The sequence below is a fragment of the Streptomyces ardesiacus genome, from assembly GCF_003112575.1.
Taxonomy (GTDB): domain Bacteria; phylum Actinomycetota; class Actinomycetes; order Streptomycetales; family Streptomycetaceae; genus Streptomyces; species Streptomyces ardesiacus.
Map to the genome: position 1 here is coordinate 717,384 of NZ_BEWC01000005.1, position 19,787 is coordinate 737,170.

Annotated in this window: 16 protein-coding genes, 2 tRNA genes and 1 riboswitch; of the genes, 11 read left to right on the plus strand and 7 right to left on the minus strand. The window is 73.8% G+C overall.

The genetic code is table 11. From position 1 onward, the window contains the following. Positions 1 to 24 precede the first annotated feature (24 nt). The 5 genes from Sdi02f_RS19910 (at position 25) to Sdi02f_RS19930 (ending at position 5,372) form a co-directional block, all read left to right on the plus strand. On the plus strand, positions 25 to 588 hold the full coding sequence (locus tag Sdi02f_RS19910) for a hypothetical protein (protein ID WP_031087445.1): 564 nt from the start codon (positions 25 to 27) through the stop codon (positions 586 to 588). A 287-nt stretch (positions 589 to 875) separates the two neighbouring features. Beyond that, positions 876 to 3,062, plus strand: coding sequence for a DEAD/DEAH box helicase (locus Sdi02f_RS19915; RefSeq protein WP_167458205.1), 2,187 nt, complete (start codon positions 876 to 878; stop codon positions 3,060 to 3,062). A gap of 122 nt (positions 3,063 to 3,184) precedes the next feature. Continuing rightward, positions 3,185 to 4,720 carry an amino acid permease gene (locus Sdi02f_RS19920; protein ID WP_030404833.1) on the plus strand — a complete coding sequence of 512 codons (1,536 nt, stop codon included), beginning with the start codon at positions 3,185 to 3,187 and terminating at the stop codon, positions 4,718 to 4,720. 119 nt (positions 4,721 to 4,839) lie between these two features. Then, positions 4,840 to 4,915 (plus strand) — tRNA-Lys (locus Sdi02f_RS19925). Between the two features lie 214 nt (positions 4,916 to 5,129). Further along, entirely contained in the window at positions 5,130 to 5,372 is a 243-nt protein-coding gene (locus Sdi02f_RS19930) for a hypothetical protein (protein WP_051783734.1), read from the plus strand. Between the two features lie 64 nt (positions 5,373 to 5,436). Here Sdi02f_RS19930 and Sdi02f_RS19935 read toward each other — a convergent pair whose 3' ends face one another. From Sdi02f_RS19935 to Sdi02f_RS19945, 3 genes are all read right to left on the minus strand, one after another. Beyond that, positions 5,437 to 6,396, minus strand: coding sequence for a MerR family transcriptional regulator (locus Sdi02f_RS19935; RefSeq protein ID WP_030404832.1), 960 nt, complete (start codon positions 6,394 to 6,396; stop codon positions 5,437 to 5,439). A gap of 63 nt (positions 6,397 to 6,459) precedes the next feature. Next, positions 6,460 to 7,725 carry a M20 family metallopeptidase gene (locus tag Sdi02f_RS19940; protein WP_030404831.1) on the minus strand — a complete coding sequence of 422 codons (1,266 nt, stop codon included), beginning with the start codon at positions 7,723 to 7,725 and terminating at the stop codon, positions 6,460 to 6,462. Positions 7,726 to 7,748: 23 nt separating this feature from the next. After that, on the minus strand, positions 7,749 to 8,405 hold the full coding sequence (locus Sdi02f_RS19945) for a trimeric intracellular cation channel family protein (RefSeq protein ID WP_108933749.1): 657 nt from the start codon (positions 8,403 to 8,405) through the stop codon (positions 7,749 to 7,751). 247 nt (positions 8,406 to 8,652) lie between these two features. On the opposite strand from Sdi02f_RS19945, the gene Sdi02f_RS19950 reads away from it, so the two are divergent. From Sdi02f_RS19950 to Sdi02f_RS19970, 5 genes are all read left to right on the plus strand, one after another. Next, complete coding sequence (locus Sdi02f_RS19950; protein WP_108933750.1) at positions 8,653 to 9,783, plus strand: dihydrofolate reductase family protein; 1,131 nt, start codon at positions 8,653 to 8,655, stop codon at positions 9,781 to 9,783. Between the two features lie 67 nt (positions 9,784 to 9,850). Beyond that, positions 9,851 to 9,924, plus strand: a tRNA-Met gene (locus Sdi02f_RS19955). A gap of 189 nt (positions 9,925 to 10,113) precedes the next feature. Then, the gene (locus Sdi02f_RS19960; RefSeq protein WP_053639324.1) at positions 10,114 to 11,325 is read left to right on the plus strand and encodes a PP2C family protein-serine/threonine phosphatase; all 1,212 of its coding nucleotides are present in this window, start codon (positions 10,114 to 10,116) and stop codon (positions 11,323 to 11,325) included. A 224-nt stretch (positions 11,326 to 11,549) separates the two neighbouring features. Next, positions 11,550 to 11,707, plus strand: a riboswitch (cyclic di-AMP (ydaO/yuaA leader). Between the two features lie 10 nt (positions 11,708 to 11,717). After that, the gene (locus Sdi02f_RS19965) at positions 11,718 to 12,761 is read left to right on the plus strand and encodes a M23 family metallopeptidase (RefSeq protein ID WP_030404827.1); all 1,044 of its coding nucleotides are present in this window, start codon (positions 11,718 to 11,720) and stop codon (positions 12,759 to 12,761) included. Between the two features lie 131 nt (positions 12,762 to 12,892). After that, positions 12,893 to 13,837: an aldo/keto reductase gene (locus Sdi02f_RS19970; RefSeq protein WP_030404826.1), complete on the plus strand. Its 945-nt coding sequence runs from the start codon at positions 12,893 to 12,895 to the stop codon at positions 13,835 to 13,837. A 19-nt stretch (positions 13,838 to 13,856) separates the two neighbouring features. Here the strand turns inward: Sdi02f_RS19970 and Sdi02f_RS19975 are convergent, their stop codons facing one another. Together Sdi02f_RS19975 and trmB are read right to left on the minus strand one after the other, a co-directional pair. Beyond that, positions 13,857 to 15,254, minus strand: a complete 1,398-nt coding sequence (locus tag Sdi02f_RS19975; protein ID WP_108933751.1) for a PrsW family intramembrane metalloprotease — start codon at positions 15,252 to 15,254, stop codon at positions 13,857 to 13,859. A gap of 10 nt (positions 15,255 to 15,264) precedes the next feature. After that, positions 15,265 to 16,101: a tRNA (guanosine(46)-N7)-methyltransferase TrmB gene (gene trmB, locus Sdi02f_RS19980; RefSeq protein WP_108933752.1), complete on the minus strand. Its 837-nt coding sequence runs from the start codon at positions 16,099 to 16,101 to the stop codon at positions 15,265 to 15,267. A 112-nt stretch (positions 16,102 to 16,213) separates the two neighbouring features. Between trmB and Sdi02f_RS19985 the strand changes: the two genes are divergently transcribed. Next, positions 16,214 to 16,621, plus strand: a complete 408-nt coding sequence (locus Sdi02f_RS19985) for a Dabb family protein (protein ID WP_030404823.1) — start codon at positions 16,214 to 16,216, stop codon at positions 16,619 to 16,621. A 29-nt stretch (positions 16,622 to 16,650) separates the two neighbouring features. Here Sdi02f_RS19985 and lhgD read toward each other — a convergent pair whose 3' ends face one another. After that, complete coding sequence (gene lhgD, locus Sdi02f_RS19990; protein ID WP_051783732.1) at positions 16,651 to 17,895, minus strand: L-2-hydroxyglutarate dehydrogenase; 1,245 nt, start codon at positions 17,893 to 17,895, stop codon at positions 16,651 to 16,653. A 92-nt stretch (positions 17,896 to 17,987) separates the two neighbouring features. Beyond that, positions 17,988 to 19,409, minus strand: coding sequence for an NsdA family TPR-like regulatory protein (locus tag Sdi02f_RS19995; protein ID WP_030404821.1), 1,422 nt, complete (start codon positions 19,407 to 19,409; stop codon positions 17,988 to 17,990). Between the last annotated feature and the right edge of the window lie 378 nt (positions 19,410 to 19,787).

Sequence of the window (19,787 nt, forward strand, 5' to 3'; positions counted from 1 at the left end):
CTTGACCCCCGGAGGTGGCCGCCCGTGCGCCCCTTGTACGTACCCGTCCGTCTGGCCGCCACGGCCATGGCCGTCGCCGCTGCCGCCGGCTGCATGAGCGTCGGCGACGACGCGCCCGGCGGGGGCACCAGGCCGTCGCACTCCGCCGGCGAGCGGGACGGCGAGGTGCCGGAGGGCGGCCCCTCGGTCTCCGGCGGGAACGCCGGGTACGGCGCGGCGGTCGCCGACGGGAAGCGCGGCAAGGGCAGGAAGGGCGAGGCCGAGGACGGGGACGGGGCCGAGGACGACGGCGGGGGGAAGGACGGCGGGGGCGAGAAGGGCGAGGACGCGTCCGGCTCCGAGCGCCCGGCCGGCCGCCCGACCGGCAACCGGCCGGGCGACGGCGGGAACCACGACCCCGGTCCCACCCGGACGCTCCCGGCGGAGCCCACCCGGCCGGCCGAGCCGGAGCCGACGCCCCCCGAGGAGCCGCCCGCCTCCCCGACGCCGGAGCCGACGGTGGCCGAGCCGTCCTCGTCGGCGCACGAGCCGCCCGGGACCCAGCTGGAGCAACGGGAGCCGGCGCCGGCGGCCGGGACACCGGCGTAGCGCGGCCCGTCGGGCCCGCGTCGGCCGGAGGGGCCCGCGCCCGCCGACGGGCCGCCGAGCTGGGCGCGGGCCGCGGATACGCTGCCGGTTTGCCTTCGGGGGTGGAGGGTGCGTATGGTGGTAGATCGTTTGATCCCATTTGCCCGGCGCCACCGCAGAGCGCGCCGTGTGGCGCGTACTCTCCCCTTGCCGTGGTGGACCGCATCGAGGCGGTCGTATTGCGAATCGCGATTCACGGAGTTGACGGGCGCGTGCCGACGAGAGACTCCGGAAGGTTTCGCATTCGCATGTCCATCATCAGTACTGATCACGCCGTCGTGCCCGAGAACGCCGAGGGCGTCGAGGACGCGCCGGAGGCCGTCGTCGAGGCCGCGGACGCCCCCGCGACCGCCGAGTCACCGGAGGCCGCCGAGGCTCCCGAGCCGACCTTCTCCGACCTCGGGCTGCCCGAGGGCGTCGTCCGCAAGCTCGCGCAGAACGGCGTGACCACCCCCTTCCCGATCCAGGCCGCGACCATCCCGGACGCCCTGGCCGGCAAGGACATCCTCGGCCGCGGCCGCACCGGCTCCGGCAAGACCCTCTCCTTCGGTCTGCCGACCCTGGCCACGCTGGCCGGCGGCCGCACCGAGAAGCACAAGCCCCGCGCCGTCATCCTCACCCCGACCCGCGAGCTGGCCATGCAGGTCGCCGACGCGCTCCAGCCGTACGGCGACGTCGTGGGCCTGCGGATGAAGGTCGTCTGCGGCGGCACCTCCATGGGCAACCAGATCTACGCCCTGGAGAAGGGCGTCGACATCCTGGTCGCCACCCCGGGCCGCCTGCGCGACATCATCAACCGCGGCGCCTGCTCCCTGGAGAACGTGGAGATCGCGGTCCTCGACGAGGCCGACCAGATGTCCGACCTGGGCTTCCTGCCCGAGGTCACCGAGCTGCTCGACCAGGTCCCGGCCGGCGGTCAGCGGATGCTCTTCTCCGCCACCATGGAGAACGAGATCAAGACCCTGGTCGACCGGTACCTGAAGAACCCGGTCAGCCACGAGGTCGACGCCGCCCAGGGCGCCGTGACGACCATGTCGCACCACATCCTGGTCGTGAAGCCCAAGGACAAGGCGCCGGTCACCGCGGCCATCGCCTCCCGCAAGGGCCGCACCATCATCTTCGTCCGCACCCAGCTCGGCGCCGACCGCGTCGCCGAGCAGCTCCGCGACGCCGGCGCCAAGGCGGACGCGCTGCACGGCGGCATGACGCAGGGCGCGCGCACCCGCACGCTGGCCGACTTCAAGGACGGCTACGTCAACGTCCTGGTCGCCACCGACGTCGCCGCCCGCGGCATCCACGTCGACGGCATCGACCTCGTCCTGAACGTGGACCCGGCCGGCGACCACAAGGACTACCTGCACCGTGCCGGCCGTACGGCACGCGCGGGCCGCACCGGCACGGTCGTCTCGCTCTCCCTGCCGCACCAGCGCCGCCAGATCTTCCGGCTGATGGAGGACGCGGGCGTCGACGCCACGCGCCACATCATCCAGGGCGGCGCGGCCTTCGACCCCGAGGTCGCCGAGATCACCGGCGCCCGGTCGATGACCGAGGTCCAGGCCGAGTCGGCGGGCAACGCGGCGCAGCAGGCCGAGCGCGAGGTCGGCCAGCTCACCAAGGAGCTGGAGCGGGCCCAGCGCCGCGCCACCGAGCTGCGCGAGGAGGCGGACCGCCTGGTCGCCAAGGTCGCGCGGGAGCGCGGCGAGGACCCGGAGACGGTCCTGGCCGAGGTGGCCGCCACCGCGTCCGAGGCCGCGGTCTCGCTGCCCGAGCAGGCCGGCGCGCGGGACGTGGAGAAGGCGGAGAGGACGGAGCGCACGGGCGGCCACGGCCGCGACCGCTTCGCCGACCGTGACGACCGGGGCGACCGTGGTGGCTTCCGGCGTGACGACCGGGGTGACCGGGGCGGTTTCCGCCGGGACGACCGTCGTGACGACCGCGGTGGCCGTTCCTTCGAGCGTCGTGACCGTGACGACCGGGGCGGGCGTTCCTTCGACCGTCGCGACGACCGGGGCGGCCGCTCGTTCGACCGCCGTGACGACCGGGGCGACCGTGGTGGCTTCCGGCGTGACGACCGGGGTGACCGGGGCGGCTTCCGCCGGGACGACCGTCGTGACGACCGCGGGGGCCGTTCCTTCGAGCGTCGTGACCGCGACGACCGCGGCGGGCGTTCCTTCGACCGCCGTGACGACCGGGGCGACCGTGGTGGCTTCCGCCGTGACGACCGGGGTGACCGGGGCGGCTTCCGTCGCGACGACCGCCGTGACGACCGCGGCGGACACCGCGGCAGCGACCGTCCGTTCAACCGCGACCGCCAGGGCGACCGTCCCGGCTTCCGTTCCGGCGGCCACGACCGCCCGTACGGCCGCCGTGACGACCACCGCGGTTCGTCCTTCGGCCGCCGCGAGGACAAGCCGCGCTGGAAGCGCAACGGCTGACGCCTGAGCGTCCGCAAGCGGAACGCCGCGGCCCCTGCCCCGACGGGTGGGGGCCGCGGCGTTCCGCTTGCCGGGCGCGGAGTGACGCATGTCACGCTCTCCGCGAGGGAATTGCTGGGGGCATGACAGATGACGCCAAGGCGAGTGGGCTGTCGGACGAGGAACGGCTGGCCCAGCTCGGCTACACCCAGGTTCTGGCCCGCCGCATGTCGGCGTTCTCCAACTACGCGGTCTCCTTCACGATCATCTCGGTCCTGTCGGGCTGCCTGACCCTCTACCTCTTCGGCATGAACACGGGCGGCCCCGCCGTCATCACGTGGGGCTGGGTCGCCGTCGGCCTGATGACCCTCTTCGTCGGCCTGGCGATGGCCGAGATCTGCTCGGCGTACCCGACCTCGGCGGGCCTGTACTTCTGGGCGCACCGCCTGGCGCCCCCGCGTACGGCGGCGGCCTGGGCCTGGTTCACGGGCTGGTTCAACGTGCTGGGCCAGGTCGCGGTCACCGCCGGCATCGACTTCGGCGCGGCGTCCTTCCTCGGCGCGTATCTGAACCTGCAGTTCGACTTCGAGGTGACGCCGGGCCGCACGATCCTGCTCTTCGCCGCGATCCTGGTCCTGCACGGCCTGCTCAACACCTTCGGCGTCCGCATCGTCGGCCTGCTGAACAGCGTGAGCGTGTGGTGGCACGTCCTGGGCGTCGCGGTGATCGTCGGCGCGCTGACCTTCGCGCCGGACCACCACCGGTCGGCGTCCTTCGTCTTCGGCGAGTTCGTGAACAACACGGGCTGGGGCAGCGGGGTGTACGTCGTCCTCATCGGCCTCCTGATGGCCCAGTACACCTTCACCGGCTACGACGCCTCCGCCCACATGACCGAGGAGACCCACGACGCGTCCACGGCCGGTCCGAAGGGCATCGTCCGCTCCATCTGGACGTCCTGGATCGCCGGTTTCGTCCTCCTCCTGGGCTTCACCTTCGCCATCCAGTCCTACGAGGGTGCCCTGACGTCCCCGACCGGCGCGCCGCCCGCCCAGATCCTCCTGGACGCGCTGGGTGAGACGGCGGGCACCCTCCTGCTCCTGGTCGTCATCGGGGCCCAGCTCTTCTGCGGAATGGCGTCGGTGACGGCCAACAGCCGCATGATCTACGCCTTCTCGAGGGACGGCGCGCTGCCGTACTCCCACGTCTGGCACTCGGTGAACCCGCGCACGCGCACGCCGGTCGCGGCGGTCTGGCTGGCGGCCCTGGCCGCGCTGGTCCTCGGCCTCCCGTACCTGATCAACGTCACGGCGTACGCCGCGGTGACGTCCATCGCGGTCATCGGCCTCTACATCGCGTACGTCATCCCGACGCTCCTGCGCGTGCGCAAGGGCGCCGCCTTCGAACGCGGGCCCTGGCACCTGGGCCGCTGGTCGCAGCCGGTGGGCGTGGTCGCGGTGGCGTGGGTCGGCGTCATCACGGTCCTGTTCATGCTGCCGCAGGTGTCCCCGGTCACCTGGGAGACCTTCAACTACGCGCCGATCGCCGTCCTGGTCGTCCTGGGCTTCGCCGCCACCTGGTGGCTGGTCTCGGCACGGCACTGGTTCCTCAACCCCGACCACGCACGCACCCGGGCCCGCGCCGCCGCCCACGCGAACGCCCCCGAGCCGGCGGACCCGTAACCCCGCGGTGCCCGTGCGCCCGCGACGCGGCCGTGACCCCGATACCCGATCGGCGTCCCGGCCGCGGCGGGCTATGCTCGGTGTGGCACCATCACGCGACACCGCGCGACAGCGCCCCTGGGCCCTTAGCTCAATTGGCAGAGCAGTGGACTTTTAATCCATTGGTTGTGGGTTCGAGTCCCACAGGGCCTACCAGGCGCAGGCGGGGCTGCAGCCCTTTGACCTGCCAGGGAGCGTCGGGGCCGGCTTCGGTCGGCCCAGGCGCTCCGGTGCGGCCCGGATCGGGCGGCACTTGTCCTGATGGCGCGTCAGGAAGGTGCGCCCCGGCCGATGAACGGGGGCGTTCGCGGACCTCGCCCCGGCCCGCGTCGTCGATCACACGCTGACCCTCACGGCCACCGTCCACTCCGTGACCTGCCCGGACGACCCGGGCGAACGGCCCCGTCTCCGTGCGTGGTTCGAGGGCGACTGGAGGCAGACCCGGATGCCCGCCCGGATGTCCCCGCGCCGCGTGGGTGTCCTCGCCGCCCTGTACGCCGTGTTCCTGGCCGGGTGGTGGCTCGGTCAGCCGGTGCGGTCCGACGGCCGCCGGGACGGCGCGTACGGCCCGGGCGAACCGCGCCACGAACTGCGGCACGGCGACGGAGCGTAGGGCACCTCCGGCGCGGACGGCCCCTTCTGCTCCTCCACTCGGCGCGCCCGCCTGTTCGCGTGGGTCAACGGCGACCGGTGCTGGCCCGGACGGGCCGGCGGAGGGCCCGGACCATCCAGGGCTGGAAGGGCAGGTGACCGGGGACGACCCGCCAGTCGTTCACGGTCCACACCAGCCGCCAGTACCGCTCGGCGAGCGGGTCGTGGCCCTTCTCGAACCGCCGGCACATCCACTCCCGCAACCGGGGCCCGTCGGGACGGCCGAGCGCGGCGGCGAAGCGCTCCACCACCGCGTCGACGGCCGGGGCGGCGTCCGCGGACTCCGGATCGATGCCGGCCTCCCTCGCCGCGGCGACGGTCCGCCTGGCGAACAGGACGAGCTCAGCCGCCACCCGCGGGTCCACACCCGGCAGCACGTCCTCGTCGGCGGGCGGGAGCGCCGCGTCCGCCATGCGTGCGCGGAAGTCCTCGTCGGCCATCAGCTCGGCCAGTTCCACCCAGGCGGCGAGCTGGGCGTCGGACGGTTCGTCGGGGAGGTCGGGCAGGGCGGTGCGCAGGGCGGCGGCGGCGTCGCGGGCCCGTGGCGCGCCGGCGCCGAGAGCGTCGACGAAGTCGGTCACCATACGCCGTTGTTCGTCGCAGGCGAGGCGGGTGAGCCGGTGCATGAACACGGTCTCCTCGGGGTTCGGGCGGCGCCGGGCGACGAGCCGCAGCAGGCCGTGGCGCAGGCGCAGCGCGCGGATGCGGAGGGCGGTGGCGTCGGCGTGCGCGGCGGCGACCTCGGCGACGGAGAGGTCTCCGTCCAGGACGTGGCGGACCGTGGCGAGGTCGACGTCCAGCTCCCGCAGGACGCCGATGAGGTGGAGCCGGTCCAGGGCCGCGTCGTCGTACCGCCGGTACCCGGCCGGGGTGCGGTCCGTGGGCGGCAGCAGTCCGGTGTCCGAGTAGAACCGGACGGTCCGTACGGGGACTCCGGTACGGGCCGACAGGTCACCGATCGAGTGCGGGGGCGTCGCGCCGTTCATGGGGCCCACTCTGCGGTCTCCAGCCGGTGGAGAGTCAAGGCGCGTCCGGGCCGCGGGGAACGCCTATCCGGCCCGCTCGCCGAGCCAGGCCAGGGCGGCGACCGTCATGGCGCTCACGCCCGTGTCCAGGGTCGGCTGGACGACCGGGGCGAAGGAGGCGCTGTGGTTGACCGGGACGTCCTGCGCGACGGTGCCCTTGCGGGCGGCCTCCGCGTAGCGGTCCGGGTCGGTGCCGCCGATGGCCCAGTACGTGAACGGCACCCCGAAGGCCTGCGGGATCTCGCTCATGTCCTCGCTGGCGGTCTGCAGTTCGACGGTGTGGGCGTCGTCGCCGAAGTACGCGCCGAACGCCTGCGCGACGCGCCGGGTCGGCTCCTCGTCGTTGACGGTGGGCGGGAAGGACGAGAGCCGTTCGAACTCGGGTTCCTCGGGTGAGCGGGACGCCTCGCACTCGGCGCGGACGATGCGCTTGATCGCGTCCAGGACCCGGGTGCGGGTGGCGTCGTCGTACGTGCGGACGTTGAGCTCCAGGACGGCCCGGTCGGGGATGACGTTGGGGCCGCTGCCCGCGTGGATGCTGCCCACGGTGACGACGGCCGGGGTGGTGGCGGCCAGTTCCCGCGAGACCACGGTCTGCAGGCGCAGGACGACGGACGCCGCGAGCACCACCGGGTCGACCGACGCCTGGGGCGCCGAACCGTGCGCGCCCCGGCCGTGCAGGGTGACGCGGAGGCTGTCCGCGGCGGAGAGGAAGGAGCCCGCACGGGTGCCGACGTAACCGGCCGGGTACGGCAGGACGTGCTGGGCGAGGACGACGTCGGGCCGGGGCGACCGGTCGGTGAGGCCGTCCTCGATCATCGCCTCGGCGCCCGCGCCGTTCTCCTCGGAGGGCTGGAAGAGCGCGACGAAGGTGCCCCGCCAGGCGTCCCGGTGCCCGGCCAGCAGCCGCGCGCACCCGACGAGGCTGGTCACGTGCACGTCGTGGCCGCAGGCGTGCATCACCGGCTGCTCCCCGCCGTCCCCGTCGGTCACCGTCTCGGTGGAGGCGTACGGCAGGCCGGTCCGCTCCCGCACCGGGAGCGCGTCCATGTCGGCGCGGGCCATGACGACCGGGCCGTCCCCGTTGGCGAGCACCCCGATCACGCCGGTGCCGCCGATGCCCTCGGTCACCTCGTAACCGCTCTCCCGCAGGGCGTCAGCCGCCTTCTTCGCCGTACGGTGCTCCCGCAGGCCCAGCTCGGGGTGGCGGTGCAGGTCCCGGTAGAGGTCCTCCAGGCCGGAACGGACGGCGCCGAGTCCGGCCAGGACGGTCCGCGCGGTGTCACTCATCGGGTTCCTCCATGGGATCGAGGCTACGGACGGCGCCGGGTTCGGCCACCGGACGGGCGCGTCTCGGGTGGTTCCGGTGCGTTGAGGCCGAAGTGGAGACCGAGCATCCGGATCAGGAAGCAGACCGCCGCCGCTCCGAGCGCCGCCGGGAGGCCGTACAGCCCCGTCTCGGTGGTCGCGACGGTCACCGCGGCGCCCGCCAGGGCGGGGATGGCGTACAGGCCGGTCCGCAGCACCGTCGGGATCCGGCCGACGAGCGTGTCGCGGATCGTCCCTCCGCCGACCGCGGTGATCACGCCCAGCAGCATCGCGGGTACGACGGTCAGCCCGGCGTGCAGCGCCTTGCTCGCGCCGATCACCGCGAAGGTGCTCAGGCCGACCGCGTCGAGCACGGTGATCGCCGGTTCCAGCCGGCGCAGGTGCCTGCTGACCGCGAAGGCGATGAGACCGCCGACGGCGGCGAGCGTGTAGTAGCGCCAGTCGAGCAGGGTGGCGGGCGGCAGGGAGTCGATGAGCACGTCCCGGATGAACCCGCCGCCCAACGCGGTGATCATCCCCAGCACCACCACTCCGACCACGTCCAGCCGCGCCGCCCGCACCGCGGCCAGCGCCCCGTTCAGCCCGAACGCGAAGGTGCCGGTCAGATCCAGGGCGAGCAGCGGCGCGGGTTCGGTGCTCATGGGGCGCCGGGTACCCCGGTGCCGCTTCTGTCAGCCGGGCCGTCCCGTCCCCGTCGTGAACGGCGCACCGGGGACCGTCTGGTCCCGGCGGTGAAACGGCGCACCGGGGACCGTCCGGTCCCGGCGGTGAACGGCGCACCGGCGACCGGGCCGGTGACCGGCGGCGGGACCGCCGGCGCGGCGGCCATGACCGACAATGGCGGCGCCCCTCGCCCAGCCCGCCCACCGCCCCACCGGAGTGCCGCCCATGCCCCTCCCCCACGTCCTCCTCTCCGCCGCCGTCTCCCTCGACGGCTGTCTGGACGACAGCGGGCCCGAACGGCTCCTGCTGTCCAGCCCCGCCGACTTCGAGCGGGTCGACGAGGTGCGGGCCCGGGTGGACGCGATCCTGGTCGGGGCCGGGACGATCCGGGCGGACAATCCGCGGCTGCTGGTGAACTCGGCCGAGCGGCGGGCGGCGCGGGTCGCGGCCGGGGAGGCGGAGTACCCGCTCAAGGTCGCCGTCAGCGGGAGCGGCGAGCTGGACCCGGCGGCGCGGTTCTGGCACACGGGCGGGGAGAAGGTGCTGCTGACCACGGACGACGGTGCCCGGCGGGCCCGCGCGCTCGGGATCGGTGCCGACGTCGTGTCCCTGGGGCCGGCGCTGGACTGGCACGCCGCACTGGAGCACCTGCACGACCGGCGGGGCGTGCGGCGGCTCATGGTCGAGGGGGGCGGGAGCGTGCACACCCAGCTGCTCCAGCAGGAGCTGGCCGACGAACTGCAGCTCGTCCTCGCCCCGCTCCTGGTCGGGGACCCGGCCGCGCCCCGGCTGTTCGGGCCCGGCGCCTACCAGAGCGGGCGGCTGCGGCTGGTGGAGTCCCGGCGGATCGAGGACGTCGTGCTGATGCGGTACCGGCCCACCGCACCCGGCACCGGCGGGCGCGTGGCCGCCGCCGACCGGCACTGGCTGGGGCTCGCCTGTGAGCTGGCCGAGCTGTGCCCGCCGTCGGACACCGCCTTCAGCGTGGGGGCGGTCGTGGTCGCCGCCGACGGGAGCGAGCTGGCGCGGGGGCATTCGCGGGAGGGGGGCGACGCGGTCGTGCACGCGGAGGAGGCCGCGCTCGCGAAGATCGCGCCGGACGACCCCCGGCTCGCCCGCGCCACCGTGTACAGCAGTCTCGAGCCCTGTGCCCGCCGGGCCTCCCGGCCCGCGCCCTGTGCCCGGCTGATCCTCGACGCCGGGGTGCGCCGCGTCGTCACGGCCTGGCGGGAGCCGGACACCTTCGTGACGGGACCGGACGGCAGCGGGGTGCTCGCCGCCGGGGGCGCCGACGTCGTCGTGCTGCCCGCGTTCGAGGCCCGGGCCAAGGCGCCGAACCGGCATCTGGAGCGGTAGGAGACCCCCGCGGGGGCACCGATGTGCATTCCGGTCCCTGGATGACGTACAGTGGTGCACACAACGACGCGGGGTGGAGCAGCTCGGTAGCTCGCTGGGCTCATAACCCAGAGGTCGCAGGTTCAAATCCTGTCCCCGCTACTGAAGGCCGAGGGCCGGAATCCGAAAGGGTTCCGGCCCTCGGTGCATTCCCCTCCCGGGCGTGTCCGTCATCCGGTCGGCCCCCCACCGCTCGCCGCCCGCCCCCGCTGCCGGAAATCTGGACTCCTGGACGGCAAGTGGCACGCGGACGTGCGGGGTGGCGGGAGACGAGTGGTGCGGCCAGGTGACGTGGACGACGAGGGAGCGGTCGCCAGAGCCGGCGGCCGGCTCCCCGGCGACCCCGCGCCCGATCCCGGCCTCGGCGACGACGAGTCGCCCGCCGCCGCGCCGCCGCGCCGCCGGACCGGGTACCGGCGGGCCCTCGTGCTCGCGCTTCCCGTGCTGCTGATCGTCGTCGCCGTCCTGTACGACGTCCTCACCCCGAGGTACTTCACCGCCGGCCCCCTCTACGCGGCCGCGCCCCTGATCGCCGCGCCGGTCTACTCGCGGCGCGGCACGGTGCTCACGGGCGTCACCGTCGTCGTCGCGGTCATCGGGCTGCAGCTCGCCAAGGGCGTCATCCACTACGTGGACTCCCTCACCGAACTGATCACCATCGCGACGGTCGCCGTGCTCGCCGTCTTCGTGAACGGCTTCGTCCGGCGCACCGGTGCGCGCCTCGTCTCCGTCCGCGAGATCGCCGAGGCCGCCCAGCGCGCCGTGCTGCCCGAACCCGCCGAGCGCATCGCCGGTTTCGAGATCGCCGTCTGCTACGAGGCCGCGCAGGCCGACGCCTTCATCGGCGGCGACCTGTACGCGGTGCAGGACAGCGCCCGCGGCGTCCGGCTCATCGTCGGCGACGTGCGGGGCAAGGGCATGGGCGCGGTGGCCGCCGTCGCCGTCGTGATCGGCGCCTTCCGGGAGGCCGCCGAGCAGGAGGCGACGCTGGAGGCGGTGGCGCAGCGCCTGGAGCGGGCCCTGGCGCGCGAGGGCACCCGGCGGGACGGACTGGACGCCTTCGAGGGTTTCACCACCGCGATCCTCGTCGAACTCCCGCACGGCGACGGGACCGTACGCATCGTCAACCGCGGCCACCCGCCGCCCCTGATGCTCCACGCCGACGGCAGCGTCGGCCCGCTGCCCGCCCGCGAGTCGGCCCTGCCGCTCGGCATGGGCGAGCTGGGGGTGTGGCCCGACCGGGCGGAGGAGGCCGACTTCCCCAGTGGGGCCACCCTGCTGCTCTACACCGACGGGCTGACCGAAGCCCGGGACGCCGCGGGCGAGTTCTACGATCCGCAGGCGCGGCTGGCGGGCCGCGCCTTCCGGGACCCGGCGGCGCTGCTCGACGCCCTCGCCGAGGACGTGCGCCGGCACTCGGGGGGCGGCATGGCGGACGACATGGCGCTGCTCGCCGTACGGCGGCCCCGGCGCGGGGACCATGATCATTGTCACGAGCCGTGACAGCATGACCCCCCTCCGCATAACAACTGACACACCGTCAGAACAAAGTGGCGTGAAGAGGAATACTGAGGGGCGGTCAACTCGACCGGTTTTCACCGGCCATGAGGGGTATGTACCGGCCGTTTCCGTTAATGATCAAGCGGAACGGCTTGGAATCCGAGCCCCGCGTCTATTAACGTTCGATAACGCAGCGCGGTCGTCCCAGCCGTCACAGAAGGCGGCTCCGTGCGCACGCGCCGAATCCCGCAAGGGAACCGGGGAACCACCACATTGGGGTGAATCGGGCGTATGGCGCCGTGGAAACACGGTCGGCAGGCACCCGTAGGAGACCTTCCTGCTCCGAACCCGTCAGCTAACCCGGTAGGCGGAAGGAAGGAAAGGAGTACGCCCACGTGGCGTCCAACCGGCCTGCCCCCGAGGCCCCGTTCGTGCCCACCGGGCACGGCACCGACACCTTCGGCTACGACGCCCCCCGCGCCGAAGAGGGTCCCTGGGAGGAGTGGAACCCCACCGCGGAGTCCATCCGCCCCGTGCGCGGCCGGCACCGCGTCGCCAAGCAGCGCGGCGGACTCGCCCGCAGCTCCACCGTCCTCGGCGTCGGTGTCATTGCCGCCGTCGGCGCGGGCGGCATGGCCAGCGCGCAGACCGGCAAGCCGCCGGTCTCCATCTCCCTGCCCGACCTGCCGAACGTCGGCTCGCTGATGCCCGGCGGCGAGGAGGAGCCGGAGTCCGAGGGCTCCGCCACCCCGCTCAGCGGCATCACCCAGGCCGTCGCCGCGGACACCTCGCCGAGCACGGACGCCACCGGCGCCGGTGAGTCGCTGCGGGCCCGGATCATGGCGCAGGCCGAGCAGCAGCAGGCCCAGGTCGAGACCAAGGCCGCCGCCGAAGCCCAGGCCGCCGCCGAGAAGAAGGCCGCGGAAGCGGCGGCGAAGGCCGCCGAGGAGGCCGAGGAGAAGGCCGCCGCCGCCAAGAAGAAGGCGGAGGAGGAGGCCGCGAAGAAGGCCGAGGCCGAGCGGCTCGCGAAGCTGGCCAAGCAGTTCACGCTGCCGACCTCCTCGTACACGATCTCCTCCACCTTCAACCAGGCGGGCTCCCTGTGGGCCTCCGGTCACCACACCGGCCTCGACTTCGCCGCCCCCACGGGCACCCTGCTCAAGGCGGTGCACAGCGGCACCATCACGTCGGCCGGCTGGGACGGGTCGTACGGCTACAAGACCGTGCTCACCCTCGACGACGGCACCGAGCTCTGGTACGCGCACCAGTCGTCCATCAACGTCAGCGTCGGCCAGAAGGTCACCACCGGTGACGTCATCGGCCGCGTCGGGGCCACCGGCAACGTCACCGGTGCCCACCTCCACCTGGAGGTCCACACCACCGACGGCTCGGGCATCGACCCGATGGCCTGGCTGCAGAGCAAGGGCCTCACCCCCTGACCCACTCCTGAGGCGCCCCGCTGAACCCCGGCGGTCCTGACGGCCAACCCCCCGACGTCAGGGCTGCCGGTTTGCGGGATCTTTGCGCGCCTTCCGGAATGCTCCGCTCCGCTACGGTCGTTGACCCCTGCATGACTTCTGCGCGCAAGCTCGGCTCCTCCGACCTCGAGGTCTTCCCCCTGGCCCTCGGCGGCAACGTCTTCGGCTGGACCGCCGACCGGGCCGGCTCCTTCGCCGTCCTCGACGCCTACACGGCGGCGGGCGGCAACTTCATCGACACCGCCGACTCCTACTCCGCCTGGGTCGACGGCAACAGCGGCGGCGAGTCCGAGACCGTCCTCGGCGCGTGGCTCGCGGCCCGCGGCAACCGTGACGACGTCGTCCTCGCCACCAAGGTCAGCCAGCACCCCGAGTACCCGGGTCTGTCCGCCGCGAACATCAAGGCCGCGGCCGACGCCTCGCTGCGCCGCCTGGGCACCGACCACATCGACCTCTACTACACGCACTTCGACAAGCCCGAGGTGCCGGTCGAGGAGATCGTCGGCGCCCTCGACGAGCTGGTGAGGGCGGGCAAGGTGCGGTACATCGCCGCCTCCAACATCTCCGCCGAGCGGCTCGCGGCGTCCCTGGAGTTCTCCGACCGCGAGGGACTGGCCCGGTACGTGGCACTCCAGCCGCACTACAACCTGGTCTCCCGCGACACCTACGAGGGCGAGCTGCGCGACCTCGCCGAGCGGGCCGGTCTCGCCGCGGTGCCGTACTACGCCCTGGCGTCCGGGTTCCTCACCGGCAAGTACCGGCCCGGCACCGCCGTGGACAGCCCGCGGGCGGGCGGTGCGGCGCGGCACCTGGAGACCGGGCGCGGGCGCCGGGTGCTGGCCGCCCTGGACGAGATCGCCGAGGCCCACGACGCACCCGTCGCCACGGTCGCCCTGGCCTGGCTGGCCGCCCAGCCGACGGTGGCGGCGCCGATCGCCTCCGCGCGCACGGTGGAGCAGCTGCCGGCGCTGCTGGGCGTGGCCGAACTGGACCTGACGGCGGACGAGGTCGCACGGCTCACGCGGGCCTCCGCCTGAGCGGACGGGCCGGGCCGGCCTAGGGCCGGTGGGGGTGCGGGCGCGGTGGTGGACACGGCGCGTACGGCGCGTACCGCGGGTGGGGCGCGTACGTCGCCTGCGGGTGGCGGGGCGCGTACGGGCCGTGCGGCGGCTGGAAGTACGGCCCGTACGTCACATGCCCGTAGCCGTACCCGTACCCGTGCCCGTACGCCCACGGCGGTACCGGCCGCGGTGCGGGCGGTGCGGTGGCCCGGGCCGCGTGCTCCAGTGCCGGGCGGGCCACGTCCCGCAGGTGCCACAGGGCGTCCAGCAGTTCCCGCTCCCGCACGGTGAAGCCGGCGCCCGCCCTGCCCCGGCGCCCGCGCTGCCGCAGGAAGGCCACCGAGGTCGCGCAGGCCTCGTACCGCGCCACCGCCCGCGCCCCCTCCTTCCCGGCGTGGCGGCGGGCGTACCGCCGGGCGATCCGGCGGGCCCGCATCGAGCCGAGCGCGTACGGCTCGGCCGGCGTCAGCCATCCGGCGGCGACGTACGCGGGCAGCTCGGCGCGCACGGTGCGCAGTTCCCGCTGCCGGGACCAGACGACCAGCCAGGTCAGCAGGCCGAAGGCGGGGACCATGAACGCGGCGTACACGGCGAAGAAGCCGTAGTCGCCGAACGCGGCCGAGCCGTTCCACAGGGCGTGCATGCCCATCGCGAGCAGCAGCCCGGCCAGGGGGAGCAGGGACCGGCGCAGGTGGTGCCGGCCCGGGGAGAGCGCGGCGATGCCGAAGCCGATGCCGGTGAGCACGGTGAACAGGGGATGCGCGAAGGGCGACATCACGACGCGGACGAAGAAGGTCGCCGCGGTGACGGAGGCGATGCCGCGGTCGCCGGTGAGCTGGTCGGTGCCGAAGGCGTTGCCCAGGTAGAGGATGTTCTCGGTGAAGGCGAAACCGGTGGCCGTGATCCCGGCGACGACCACGCCGTCGACGATGCCGTTGAAGTCCCGCCTGCGGAAGAGGAAGACCAGGAGGACGGCGGCGGCCTTGGCGGACTCCTCGACGACCGGGGCTATGACCGTCGCGCCCAGGGTGTCCGCGCTCGCCGGGTCGGCGGTGGCGGTCGCTATCCAGCGGGTGGCGAAGCTGTTGGCGACGATCGCTATCAGCGCCGCCGCACAGGCGCCCCAGGCGAAGCAGAACACCAGGTTCCGCCAGGGGCCGGGGTCGACCCGGTCCAGCCAGCGGAACGCCGCCACGAGCAGCGGGACGGGCAGGACGGCCAGGCCGAGCCCCACGAGGAAACCGCGCGTCCCGGTCTGTTCGCGCACCAGGGCCAGGATTACCAGGCCGGAGAGCGCGAGCAGGGTGATCAGCGCGCCGTAACGGACCCAGGGGCGCTGCCACCAGTGCGTATGCCGGTGCGGACGGATCGGACACGGGGGACAGGTGGCCACGGCATGGACCCTAACCGGTGGGGGGCAGCTCCTTGTGCGGTACGCGACGGAAGAGCAGGTCGTTCACCACATGACCCTTGTCCAGCCCCTGCCCCTCGAAACGGGTCAGCGGCCGGTGCCCGGGACGCGGCGCGAATCCGCCGCCGGGCACGGTGTTCTCGAAGTCGGGGTGCGCGGTGAGGACGTCGAGCATCTGCTCGGCGTACGGCTCCCAGTCGGTGGCGCAGTGCACCACGGCCCCCGGTGCCAGCCGCGTCGCGGCCAGGGTCAGGAACTCCGGCTGGATCAGCCGCCGCTTGTGGTGGCGCTTCTTCGGCCAGGGGTCGGGGAAGTAGACGCGCAGCCCGGCGAGGGAGCCGGGGGCGAGCATCTCGCGCAGGAGGATGATCGCGTCGCCGTTGCCCACCCGGATGTGGGACAGGTCCTTCCGCTCCGCGAGAGCGAGCAGGTTGCCCTGGCCCGGGGTGTGGACGTCGACGGCGAGGATGTTGGTCTCCGGGTCGGCGGCGGCCATCTCGGCGGTGGCCTCGCCCATGCCGAAGCCGATCTCCAGGACGACGGGGCGGGCGTTGCCGAACAGCTCGGGAAGGTCGATCACCCGCTGTCCGTCGATGTCCAGCCCCCACCGGGACCACAGCCGCTGCAGCGCGTCCGCCTGCCCGGTGGTCACCCGGCTCCGCCGGGGCTGGAAGCTGCGGATCCGCCGCTCGAAGTGCGACCCGGCGGGATCGGCCTTCGGCCCGTTGGGGAAACGGGGCTCACCCTTGGCGCGGGCGGGGGGCTGAGAACTCCCGGCCGAGGTCGCGGGAGCGGCTCCGGCCTCGGGGGTGTGGTGGGTGTCAGACACAATGCGTCGATTTTAGTCTCCGCACGCGGTTGCGATGTCATGTCAGCCTAGTTAGAGTCTATAACCTTAGCGATAGAGCGAAGCGCTCATTGCGTCACGAGGGAGAGTTGCCGTGATTCACCACCACATCCGTCTTGCCATGCGCCCCGACGCACCCCGGGACAAGGTCGACGAGGCGCTCGAGATGCTCCGCAGGATGGGGCGTGAGATCGACGCCGTCGCGTATGGGGCGGTCGGGCGGGACGTGGGCGGTGACTTCGACTACGGAGCGGTGTTCGCGGTCGAGGACATCGAGGCCTACCGGGCGTACATGCACGCCCCGCTGCACCGGCAGGTCGACGAGATCGGGCTGCCGCTGGTGCGGAACATGGTCTCGTACGACCTGATCGACGACGGGGACCCGTGCACGGGCGAACTCATCCGGCAGATCCACGCCGAGCGCTTTGCGGGGGACCCGGCCCTCGTGGCGCTGATCGAGGGCCTCGGTTCGTACCAGGGCAGCGGCGCGCCGGGGCGGTGACGCGAAGGGGCTGATGCCCCCTGGCCCGCCTAGCCCGCCTCCAGCATCGACAGCGCCCGGCGCGCCACCTCCCGGCCGATGGGCAGGGACGCGGTCGCGGCGGGCGAGGGTGCGTTCAGGACGTGCACCGCGTGGGCGCCCTCCTTGATCAGGAAGTCGTCCACCAGCGTGCCGTCCGCCAGCACCGCCTGCGCCCGCACCCCGGCCGGTGCGGGGACGAGGTCGGCCTCCGTCACCGCCGGCAGCAGTCTGCGGACCGCCGCCGTGAAGGCGCTCCTGGACAGGGACCGGCGCAGTTCGCCCGCGCCGTACCGCCAGTGCCGCCGGGCGATGTGCCAGGAACCCGGCCAGGCCAGCGTCGCGGCCAGCTCCCGGGGGCGCACCACGCCCCAGCCGTACCCCTCGCGGGCCAGCGCCGGCACCGCGTTCGGCCCGACGTGGACGCCGCCGTCGATGCCGCGGGTCAGGTGCACCCCGAGGAACGGGAACGCCGGGTCCGGCACCGGATACACCAGGCCCCGCACCAGCTCGGGCCGCGCCAGCTCGTAGTACTCGCCCCGGAAGGGCACGATCCGCATGCCGGGGTCGTCGCCGGTCAGCCGGGCGATCCCGTCGCAGTGCAGCCCGCCGCAGTTGACCATGGCCCGGGCGCGGAGCACGTCCCCGGCGCGGGTGCGGACGGCGACGCCGAGGCCGGGGCGCCGGTCGACGCGGTGCACCTCGGCGCCGTAGCGGATCTCCGCGCCGGACGCGTGGGCGAGCTGCCGGGCCACGGCGCCGTAGTCGCAGACGCCGGTGGTGCCGACGTGTATGGCGGCCAGGCCGCGCACCTCCGGCTCGTACTCCTGGATCTGGGCGCCGCCCAGCTCGCGCACCGGTATACCGTTCTCCCGGCCGCGCTGGACCAGGGCGTGCAGGCGGGGCAGCTCGGCGCGGTCGGTGGCGACGATCAGCTTGCCGGTGACGGCGTGGTCGATGCCGTACTCGGCGCAGAACTTCACCATCTCGGCGGCGCCCCGGACCGCGTAGCGCGCCTTCAGTGAGCCCGGGCGGTAGTAGACGCCGCTGTGGATGACGCCGCTGTTGCGGCCCGTCTGGTGGCGGGCGGGGCCCGGCTCCTTCTCCAGGACCGTGACCCGGGTGCCCGGCGCGGCACGCGTGAGCGCGTACGCCGTGGACAGGCCGACGATCCCGCCGCCGATCACCAGCACGTCGCAGTCGTACGCGGTGCTCCCGACGCCCCTGGTCCGCACGCGCTCTCTCTCCCGGTCCATCCTCCGGCCCACCTCCCGGCTTCGATACTGCACTGCGCCACTGACAACGCCCTCAAACCCGGGAGAGCGCAAGAGTGCGGGGCGGGGTCCGGTCAGGCCGGGGTCACCAGCAGGGGGCGGGCGCGTTCGCGCAGCTCCACGACGCGCGGCTCGTCGCCGTAGGGCTCCAGGCGGTGCAGGAGGTCCTTCACGTACTCGGTGGTGCGGGCCGAGGAGATGCGGCCGGCCACCTCGACCGCCCGCACGCCCTGCTCGCAGGCGGCGTCCAGGTTGCCCGACTCCAGCTCGGCCACCGCCGAGACGACGAGCCTGAGGCCGTGCGAGCGTACGAACTCCTCCGTCGGTTTCGACAGGGCCTGCTCGGTGAAGCGGCGGACCTGGCGTGGTGCCTTCAGGTCGCGGTAGCACTCGGCCGCGTCGGCGGCGAACCGGTCGTAGGAGTAGAAACCCAGCCACGTGGGGTCGCTGTCGCCGGGCCGGGCGCGCTCCAGCCAGCTCTCGGCGGCCTTCAGGGCGGCGCCGGCCGCCACCGCGTCGCCCGCGCGCGCGTGGGCCCGGGCCTCGACCAGGCGGAAGAAGCTCATGGTGCGGGCCGTGGCCAGGCCCCGGTTGCGCTCCAGGGCGGCCTGGGCGAGGTCCACGCCCTCGTCGCCGAAGCCGCGGTAGGTGGCCTGCAGGGACATGGAGGCCAGGACGTAGCCGCCGAGCGGCACGTCGGCCGCCGCGCGGGCCAGGCGCAGGGCCTGGATGTAGTACCGCTGGGCGGCCTCCTGCTGGCCGGTGTCGAAGGCCATCCAGCCCGCCAGCCGGGTCAGCTCGGCCGAGGCGCCGAACAGGGCGCGGCCGACCTCGTCGGAGTAGGAGCCGAGGAGCAGCGGTGCCGCCTCGACGCGTAAGCACTCGGGGACCATCGACGAACGCCAGTCGCCGCCGCCGTACTTGGAGTCCCAGCGGCGCGCGTCCTCGGCGGCCTCGCGGAGCTTCTGCACGTCACTGTGGCCGACTTTGAGCGGTGCGCCGGAGCCCTCGGCCGGGCCCACCTCGCGCGCCACCGAGCTGTCGGCCGGGGTTATCAGCCATCGTGAGGCGGGCGTCGCGTAGGCGCTCACCGCGAACGAGCCGGCGAGCGACTGCCAGATGCCGCCGCCGGTGCGGCGGCCGGCGAGGTCGAGACGGTACAGCTCGGTGGCGGACCTGACCGCCTGGCCGACGTCCCTGGGGAAGGCGAGGCCCACTTCGGGGGCGGGGTCCGCGTCCGCGAGGCCGATCTCGTGCAGCGGCACGGGACGGCCGAGCTTCTGGCCGATGGCGGCGGCGATGAGGTGCGGCGCGGCACCCTGCGGCACCATGCCCTTCGAGACCCAGCGCGCCACCGACGTCTTGTCGTAGCGAAGCGTCAACCCGCGTTGGGCGCCGAGGTCGTTGACCCGCCGGGCGAGACCGGCGTTGCTGATTCCCGCGAGGGCGAGAACGGCGCCGAGCTTTTCGTTCGGCCCGCGTTGCTCCCTGGACATGCGTCACCCCTCGACACAGACGGCTGCCGCGCTGGCATAACCACGCGGCATTCGTAAACCCAGCGTAGTTCGCCGCATCCCATGCGTTAAGAGGCATTCTTCCGGATGGCGGGATTGTGGTCCGTACTCAAGTGCGGTGCATGCACGGTCCGTTGCGGCGTGCTCCCGATGTGTGGCCGTGCGCCCGTCCGTGCGCTCTTCTCCGGCCACGACGGGAGCGATTCCATGGGCGGTGCGTGGGTCGGCCCGCTGTACTGGATCCAGCGGGCTGGGGGACGCCGCCGCCTACATCCCCGCGGGCGGCGGACCGGCCCGGGGGGCGAGTCCCGTTCCCCGGGCCGTGCGCCGCCGGCCGGCCGCCGACAGGCCGACGGCCGG